The organism is Kineococcus halophytocola, assembly GCF_041276425.1.
GTDB classification, from domain to species: Bacteria; Actinomycetota; Actinomycetes; order Actinomycetales; family Kineococcaceae; genus Kineococcus; species Kineococcus halophytocola.
Genome location: NZ_JBGFTU010000032.1, coordinates 19801 through 27635, shown reverse-complemented (window position 1 = coordinate 27635; position 7835 = coordinate 19801). Strand labels below are relative to the sequence as shown.

Sequence of the window (7835 nt, the reverse complement as noted above, 5' to 3'; positions counted from 1 at the left end):
GCCGGCTGGCTCGGGATTACGAGCGGACGGTGGCCTCGGCGGTGGCGATGGTGCAGATCGCTTACAGCCGGGTGATGCTGCGGCGGTTGACCCGCTCGGCCCCCTCAACCCTTTGAGGACAGCTTCTGAGGCGTTCCACGATGATCCCCGGCGGGAACCGCCGTCAAGACCTCCCGCCGGCCGGTCGCCGGTGTCCCGCGGGCGCGTCGCGGGCGGCTATCCTGGGACCTCTGCCCTGCTCGGGCGCCCCTTCCCGTGAACGGATCCGGACGACGATGGACGCCCTGGTGGACGCCCCTGCGGGTGCTGCGCTGGACAAGCTCACCCTGCTGCAGGTCAGCCACCGCTACGACGTGGACGTGGCCACGCTGCACGCCCTCGTGGGCCGGGGCGCCCTGCCGGCGCCGACGTGGTCGCAGGGTCGCCTGGGCTGGCACGAGGGCGAGGTGCGGACCCGGCTGCGGGCGCTCACGCACCGCCACTGACCTCAGGTCGACCCGCGGGCGAGGAACCGGTGGGGGACGACCCGCACCGGGTCCTCCGGCGAGCCCCCCGCCGACCCCTGCGCCAGCTGCACGACGAGGTCGAGCGCGGCCCGTGCGACCTCGGCGAGGTCGATGGCCAGCGTGGACAGGCGCGGGGTGACGAACTCCCCGAGGGCCAGACCGTCGACCCCCACGACGCGCACCTGCTGCGGTACCCCGACGTCGTGCGCGGCGAGGTCGCGCAGCAGCCGGAAACCCCCGAGGTCGTTGAAGGCGACGAGGGCGTCCGGTGCGCGGGGGGCCAGGTCCACCCACCCGGCGTCGCGGTCGACGACGTCGGCGTGGACCCCCGCCTCGGCGAAGGCGTCGACGAACGCCGCCGCGCGCGGGGACCCGCCGGGCAGGTCCAGGACCAGCGGGCGGCGCGTGCCCCGCTCCAGCAGGTGCCGCACGGCCTCGCGCGTGGCGGCGCGCCGCTCGAACTCGATGCGCCCGTGAGCGGGGTGGGCCCGGGGCGGGTCGATCTCCACGACGGGCAGGTTCGGTGCGCCCGCCCCCGGGGGTTCCAGGGCCAGGCCGGTGAAACCCACGACGGCGTCCGCGGCTCCCACGAGGTCGGCCACCGAGCCGGGTTCGGCCATGACGACGTTCCACCCCCGGGTGGCGGCCAGTCGCAGGACGGTGGCGGCCAGGTCGGCGTAGTAGGGGTTCGTCAGGTCCCCGACGAGGAGGCCGAGGGTGCGGGCCGACGGTTTGACCAGGCCGCGGCCGAACCGCGACGGGTGGTAGTTCAGCTCCCGCGCGGCGGCCAGGACCCGGTCGCGCGTGCCGGGGTTGATGCCGGGCATGTCGTTCACCGCCCGGGTGACCGTCTGCCGGGAGACCCCGGCGGGGCGGCTCACCCCTCGCGCAGGTCCAGCCAGGCGACCTGCTGCTCGTCGAGCTGCACGCCCAGGCCGGTCATCGAGGACCGGGCCTCGGCGATGGTGCGGGGGCCGAACAGGGCGAACACCGGGAACGGCTGGGCCAGCACGTACGCCAGGGCGATGGCCGTGGCCGGGACGCCGAGTTCCCGGCCCAGCTTCTCCGCGCGCGCCTTGCGCTCGAAGTTCGCCTCGGAGTAGTAGCAGCGCACGAGTTCGGCGTCGCTGCGGTCCTCGGGTTCGGCGCGGGCGAAGAACCCGCGGGCCTGCGAACTCCACGGCAGCAGGGCGATGTCGCGCTCGGAGAGCCACTGCTTGGACGCGGGGTCGGTGACGTGGCGGCAGCCCGCCCACGGCACGTCGTACGCCTCGGCCAGGCCGAAGTGGTTGGACAGCACCGAGAACGGCCGCTTGCCGTTCGCGCGCGCGTACTCGTTGGCCGCGTCGACGCGGGCGGTCGACCAGTTCGACCCGCCGTAGACGGTGATGCGCCCGGCCGCGGCGTGCTCGTCGAGGACGTCGACGAACTCCCCGACGGGGATGTCCTCGTTGTCGCGGTGCATCATGTAGATGTCCGCGTGGTCGTGGCCCTGCCGCTCGAAGGACTCCAGGAGCTGGCGGGTGAGGGACTCGGGGTCGCAGTGCGGGGTGTGGCAGCCCTTGACGATGACGTTGAGGTCGCCGCGGTTGCCGCGGTTGGTCATCCACCGGCCGAACAGCTTCTCGTACGTGCCCGAGCCGTACAGCCACGCCGTGTCGAACGTGTTCCCGCCGGCCTCGACGAACGCGTCGAAGACGGCCGAGGCGTGCGCGAGGTCGGGCTGGTTGTCGCAGCCCATGACCAGGCGGGAGACCTCCCGGTCCAGGCCCGGGATGCGGCCGTACGTCATGGCCGTGGGTTCGGCGCGCCGCAGCGGCAGCCCGGAGACGGTGGGGATGTCGGCGGTGTCGGTCTCGAACGGGTAGCGCAGCCCGATCGCCGCGCGCCAGCGGTCCAGCACGGCGTTGACGGCCAGCGTGTCGTCGAGGGTGAACGCGGGGGTCCCGTCCGCCACGAGCGCCTTCGCCTCCAGGGCGTAGGGCTTGTTCCCGGGCAGTTCCGGGTCGAACGCGAACTCCTCCGGCGCGGCGCCGGGCCGGGTCAGCACGACGCGGGTGTCGCCGAGGATCGTCCACGGGTCGGGCAGGTGGATCCGGCCCGCCGAGCCGTAGACCGTGATCGTCTGCGGGTCGGCCAGCGCGACGCCGGTGCGCACGGCGGCCGTGACGCCACCGGTGAACGTGATCGAGGCCGTGGCCCACTCGTCGACGCCGGTCTCCCCGACCGTGCCGTGGGCGGAGAACTCCTGCACCGCGGCAGGACGGCCGAGGGCCGCGCTCGCGACGAGGTGCGCGGCCGAGACGGGGTACCCGCCGACGTCGAGGATGCCGCCGCCGGCGAGGTCGGCGTCGTAGAGGCGCCCCTGCTTGGCGCCCGTGGCGAACGCGAAGCTGGCGTCGACGTGCGCGACGGTGCCGATCGCACCGGAGCGGACGAGGTCGAGGAGCTTCTGCACCTGGGGGTGGTGGGCGTACATGTACGCCTCCAGGACGCGCACGCCGGAGGCGCGGGCCGCGTCGACGACGGCCATGACGCTGCCGTTGTTCGGCGCGAAGGGCTTCTCGCACAGCACGTGCTTGCCGGCGCGGATCGCGGCCAGGGTCAGCCGGGCGTGGGTGACGTGGACGGTGCCGACGTAGACGGCGTCGACGTCGTCGCGGGCCAGGACGGCGTCGTAGTCGCCGGCGAACGGCTCGGCGTCGAACAGGGGGGCGAACTCGGCGGCGAAGGCGCGGGCGCGTTCCTGGCCCCCGGGCGTGGGGGAGCCGCCGACGGCGACGAGCTGGGCGCCCGCGAAGGGCAGCTGGGAGGCGAAGCGGTGGGCGATGCCACCGGGACCGAGCACGGCCCAGCGGGTGGGGGTCGACATCAGGCGCTCCTTCGAGCCGGGGGAGGGTGTCGTGAACGTTCACGACGTCACCGGCGACGCTAACCCCGCCCGCGCGGTGCGGTCAACGCCCCGCCGCCGGGGGCCGCCTAGACTCCCGGCGTGAGCCCAGCCGATGAGATCGACGTCAAACCGCGCAGCCGGCAGGTCACCGACGGGCTGGAGGCGACCGCCTCGCGCGGCATGCTCCGCGCCGTCGGCATGGGGGACGAGGACTGGGACAAGCCCCAGATCGGCGTCGCCTCGAGCTGGAACGAGATCACCCCCTGCAACCTGTCCCTGGACCGCCTGGCCAAGGCCGTCAAGGACGGGGTGCACGCCGCCCGCGGGTACCCGCTGGAGTTCGGCACGATCTCCGTCTCCGACGGCATCTCCATGGGTCACCAGGGGATGCACTTCTCCCTCGTCTCGCGCGAGGTCATCGCCGACTCGGTCGAGACGGTGATGAGCGCCGAGCGCCTCGACGGCTCGGTCCTGCTGGCCGGGTGCGACAAGTCGCTGCCGGGGATGCTCATGGCCGCCGCGCGCCTGGACCTGGCGAGCGTCTTCCTCTACGCCGGGACGATCCTGCCCGGCCGCGCCAAGCTCTCCGACGGCAGCGAGCACGAGGTCACCCTCATCGACGCCTTCGAGGCCGTCGGGGCCTGCGCGCGCGGGCTCATGTCCCGCGAGGACGTCGACGTCATCGAGCGGGCGATCTGCCCGGGCGAGGGCGCCTGCGGCGGGATGTACACCGCGAACACGATGGCCGCCGCGGCCGAGGCGCTGGGCATGTCGCTGCCCGGCAGCGCCGCCCCGCCGGCGACCGACCGCCGCCGCGACGGGTTCGCCCGCCGCTCCGGGGAGGCCGTCGTGAACCTGCTGCGCCAGGGCATCACGGCCCGGCAGATCCTCACCAAGGAGGCGTTCGAGAACGCCATCGCCGTCGTCATGGCCCTGGGCGGCTCGACCAACGCCGTCCTGCACCTGCTGGCCATCGCCTACGAGGCCGAGGTCGACCTCACCCTCGCCGACTTCGACCGCGTCGCGGGCAGGGTGCCGCACCTGGGCGACCTCAAGCCGTTCGGCAGGCACGTCATGGTCGACGTCGACCGCATCGGCGGGATCCCGGTCGTCATGCGCGCGCTGCTGGACGCCGGTCTGCTGCACGGGGACACGCTCACGGTCACCGGCAAGACGATGGCCGAGAACCTGGCCGACATCGCGCCGCCGGACGTCGACGGCGTCGTGCTGCGCGCGCTGGACGACCCGATCCACGCGACCGGTGGCATCACGATCCTCACGGGCAACCTCGCCCCCGGCGGGGCGGTGGTGAAGAGCGCGGGCTTCGACTCCGACGTCTTCGAGGGCACGGCCCGCGTCTTCGAGCGCGAGCGCGCGGCCCTGGACGCCCTGGAGGACGGCACGATCTCGGCCGGCGACGTCGTCGTCATCCGCTACGAGGGCCCCAAGGGCGGTCCGGGGATGCGCGAGATGCTGGCGATCACCGGCGCGATCAAGGGCGCCGGGCTGGGCAAGGACGTCCTGCTGCTGACCGACGGCCGCTTCTCCGGCGGCACGACGGGGCTGTGCGTGGGGCACATCGCCCCCGAGGCCGTCGACGGCGGGCCGATCGCGCTGGTGCGCGACGGGGACCGCATCCGGCTCGACGTGGCCGGCAAGACGCTGGAAGTCCTCGTCGATGACGAGGAGCTCGCCGCACGCCGCGAGGGCTGGGCCCCGCTGCCGCCGGTCTTCACGCGCGGGGTGCTGGCCAAGTACGCCAAGCAGGTCCAGTCCGCCTCCGTCGGCGCGGTCTGCACCTGACCCGCCGCGGACCCGGCCCGTCCTCGTTCTGAGACGGGTTGTCCACGATGTGAGACGCGGCGCGCTGTCGGCTGACAGCGCGCCGCGGGACGGCTACCTTTCCACCCATGCGGTTCCTCGTAGCCATCGGACAGCGCGCCGGCTGAGTCAGTTCGGCCGAGCGCGCGACCCCTCACACGCCATCCCTGGCTGAGGGGTCTTTTTGCGTCCGGCGGACCGAACACGCCGGGCGTCCGGGAAGCACGACCACCGTGAACGGCACCGCCCGAGGAGGACACCGAGATGCCAGAGCAACTGCCCCTGGACCCCACGCTCCCCGTCGCCGAGCTCACCGGCGCGCAGAGCCTCATCCGCTCCCTCGAGGCGGTCGGGGTCGAGGTCGTCTTCGGCTACCCCGGCGGCACGATCCTGCCGAGCTACGACCCGCTCATGGACTCCCCGCACGTCCAGCACATCCTCGTGCGCCACGAGCAGGGCGCCGGGCACGCCGCCGAGGGCTACGCCCAGGCCACCGGCAAGGTCGGCGTCTGCATGGCGACCTCCGGGCCCGGGGCCACCAACCTCGTGACCCCCATCGCCGACGCCTACATGGACTCGGTGCCCCTCGTCGCCATCACCGGGCAGGTCGGCACGAAGGCCATCGGCACGGACGCCTTCCAGGAGGCGGACATCACCGGGATCACCATCCCGATCACCAAGCACAACTACCTGGTGACCGACCCGGCCGACATCCCGCGCACCATCGCCGAGGCGGTCCACCTCGCCTCCACCGGCCGCCCCGGCCCCGTCCTCGTCGACATCCCCAAGTCGGTCCAGACGGCGAGGACGTCCTTCGCCTGGCCCGAGACCGTCGACATGCCCGGCTACCGGCCCGTCGTGCGCCCGCACAGCAAGCAGATCCGCGAGGCCGCCCGCCTCATCGCCGCCGCCGAACGCCCCGTCCTGTACGTGGGCGGCGGGGTCCTCAAGGCCGAGGCCTCGCAGGAGCTGCGCGCCCTGGCCGACCTCACCGGCATCCCGGCCGTGACGACGCTCATGGCCCGCGGCGCCCTGCCCGACTCCCACCCGAACCACCTGGGCATGCCCGGCATGCACGGCACCGTCGCGGCCGTCACGGCCCTGCAGAAGGCCGACCTGCTCATCACGCTCGGGGCGCGGTTCGACGACCGCGTGACGGGGGAGCTGTCGAGCTTCGCTCCCGAGGCCAAGGTGATCCACGCCGACATCGACCCGGCCGAGATCGGCAAGAACCGCGCGGTCGACGTCCCGATCGTGGGCGACGCCAAGCTCGTCATCGCCGAGCTGACCGCGGCCCTCGCTGCCGAGTTCGACCGGGGCCGGGCCGACCTGAGCGCCTGGCGCGACCTCACGCAGTCCTGGAAGGCGACCTACCCGCTGGGGTACGCCGACTCCGAGGACGGCACCCTCGCCCCGCAGTACGTCATCGAGCGCCTCGGCGCGATCGCCGGCCCCGAGGCCGTCTACGTCGCCGGCGTCGGGCAGCACCAGATGTGGTCGGCGCAGTTCGTCCGGTACGAGAACCCGCGCACCTGGATCAACTCCGGGGGCCTGGGGACCATGGGGTTCTCCGTCCCGGCCGCGATGGGTGCCAAGGTGGGCCGCCCCGACGCCGTGGTGTGGGCCATCGACGGTGACGGCTGCTTCCAGATGACGAACCAGGAACTGGCGACGTGCACCCTCAACGGCATCCCGCTGAAGGTCGCGATCATCAACAACTCCTCCCTCGGCATGGTGCGGCAGTGGCAGACGCTCTTCTACTCCGAGCGCTACTCCAACACCGACCTGCACTCCGGTGACCACCACGGGGTGCACGCCGCCCCGGTGCCGGACTTCGTCAAGCTCGCCGACGCCTACGGCTGCGTCGGGCTGCGCTGCGACCGGCCCGAGGACGTCGACGCGACGATCGAGAAGGCCATGGCCATCAACGACGTCCCCGTCGTCATCGACTTCCGCGTCCACCGCGACGCCATGGTCTGGCCGATGGTCGAGGCCGGCGTGAGCAACGACGCCATCCAGTACGCCCGCGGGGTCTCCCCCCAGTGGGACCGCGAGGAGTCCGGCGACACCGTCTCCGGCCCGGAGAAGGTGATCTCCTGATGTCCCAGCACACCCTGTCCGTCCTGGTCGAGAACCGACCCGGCGTCCTGATGCGCGTCACCTCGCTGTTCGCGCGCAGGAACTTCAACATCCACTCCCTCACGGTCGGACCGACCGAGCGCGCCGAGATCTCCCGCATGACCATCGTCGTGGACGTGGAGCGGCAGCCGCTGGAGCAGGTGACGAAGCAGCTCAACAAGCTGATCAACGTCCTGAAGATCGTCGAGCTCGAGGACGACGCCTCGGTCCAGCGCGAGCTCCTGCTCGTCAAGGTCCGGGCCGACGCCTCGGCGCGCGGGGAGGTGCTCGACACCGTGCAGCTCTTCCGCGCGCACGTCGTCGACGTCGCCCCCGACGCGGTGACGGTGGAGGCCACCGGCAGCCCCGACAAGCTGGCCGCGCTGCTGCGCGTGCTGGAACCGTTCGGCATCCGGGAACTGGTGCAGTCCGGTTCGGTGGCGCTCGCCCGTGGTGGGCGCGCGATCTCCGACCGCGCGCTCCGCTCCGCCTGACCC

General features: G+C 73.0%; 6 protein-coding genes. 4 read left to right on the top strand and 2 right to left on the bottom strand.

The annotated features are described in order from the left end of the window. The first annotated feature begins 287 nt into the window (after positions 1–287). Positions 288–485, top strand: a complete 198-nt coding sequence (locus tag AB2L27_RS19260) for a hypothetical protein (RefSeq protein WP_370443111.1) — start codon at positions 288–290, stop codon at positions 483–485. 2 nt (positions 486–487) lie between these two features. On the opposite strand, the gene AB2L27_RS19255 is transcribed toward AB2L27_RS19260, so the two are convergent. Next, positions 488–1387, bottom strand: a complete 900-nt coding sequence (locus AB2L27_RS19255; protein ID WP_370443110.1) for a LacI family DNA-binding transcriptional regulator — start codon at positions 1385–1387, stop codon at positions 488–490. Next, positions 1384–3378 carry an aldo/keto reductase gene (locus tag AB2L27_RS19250; RefSeq protein WP_370443109.1) on the bottom strand — a complete coding sequence of 665 codons (1995 nt, stop codon included), beginning with the start codon at positions 3376–3378 and terminating at the stop codon, positions 1384–1386. Before AB2L27_RS19250 ends, AB2L27_RS19255 begins: the two co-directional genes overlap by 4 nt. 120 nt (positions 3379–3498) lie before the next feature. On the opposite strand from AB2L27_RS19250, the gene ilvD reads away from it, so the two are divergent. The 3 genes from ilvD (at position 3499) to ilvN (ending at position 7832) form a co-directional block, all read left to right on the top strand. Beyond that, on the top strand, positions 3499–5202 hold the full coding sequence (gene ilvD / locus AB2L27_RS19245; protein WP_370443108.1) for a dihydroxy-acid dehydratase: 1704 nt from the start codon (positions 3499–3501) through the stop codon (positions 5200–5202). A gap of 282 nt (positions 5203–5484) precedes the next feature. Next, positions 5485–7320 carry an acetolactate synthase large subunit gene (locus tag AB2L27_RS19240; RefSeq protein ID WP_370443107.1) on the top strand — a complete coding sequence of 612 codons (1836 nt, stop codon included), beginning with the start codon at positions 5485–5487 and terminating at the stop codon, positions 7318–7320. Further along, entirely contained in the window at positions 7320–7832 is a 513-nt protein-coding gene (ilvN, locus tag AB2L27_RS19235; protein ID WP_106214130.1) for an acetolactate synthase small subunit, read from the top strand. The genes AB2L27_RS19240 and ilvN overlap by 1 nt, the downstream gene beginning before the upstream one ends. The last annotated feature ends 3 nt before the right edge of the window (positions 7833–7835 follow it).

What these genes read in the sequence shown, in the direction of transcription:
- AB2L27_RS19250 (WP_370443109.1), bottom strand. Translation starts at nt 3,378, where the DNA reads ATGTCGACCCCCACCCGCTGGGCCGTGCTCGGTCCCGGTGGCATCGCC.
- AB2L27_RS19240 (WP_370443107.1), top strand. Translation starts at nt 5,485, where the DNA reads ATGCCAGAGCAACTGCCCCTGGACCCCACGCTCCCCGTCGCCGAGCTC.
- ilvN (WP_106214130.1), top strand. Translation starts at nt 7,320, where the DNA reads ATGTCCCAGCACACCCTGTCCGTCCTGGTCGAGAACCGACCCGGCGTC.